This window comes from Streptomyces beihaiensis, from assembly GCF_026274175.1.
Lineage (GTDB): Bacteria > Actinomycetota > Actinomycetes > Streptomycetales > Streptomycetaceae > Streptomyces > Streptomyces beihaiensis.
Genome location: NZ_JAPHNL010000256.1, coordinates 1 through 354, shown reverse-complemented (window position 1 = coordinate 354; position 354 = coordinate 1). Strand labels below are relative to the sequence as shown.

Annotated in this window: 1 protein-coding gene; it reads left to right on the top strand. The window is 78.2% G+C overall.

Translation table 11 applies throughout. From position 1 onward, the window contains the following. Nucleotides 1-354, top strand: a 354-nt coding sequence (locus OFY01_RS20140) for a hypothetical protein (RefSeq protein WP_266601866.1), incomplete at both ends; no start/stop codon positions are given.

Here is a 354-nt window from a genome sequence, read left to right as displayed (position 1 = left end):
GGCCGGTTTCGCGGTGCCGCTGCGGGCGGCCGCCGCCGAGGACCGGGAGGGCGCGCTCGCCGAGCTGCTCGCCCGCAACGCGGCGAGCGCCCCCGCGTACGGGCGCGAGCTCAACCTCGCCGGGGTGCTGCATCTGACGGCCGTCTCGGTGGGCAGCGACGGGCCGGCGCACGACGGGGCGGATCCGGTCGAACGGCCGGAGGTCGCCGACGAGTTGGCGGCGTTCACGGGCGGCCCGCCGCACGGAACCGCGGCGCCTGATGCCGCGTCGCCCGATGCCGGGGCGCGGGTCGTGGCGCTCGTCGGAGAGCCCGGCAGCGGGCGGACGACCGAACTGGCCAGATCGGAAGAGCA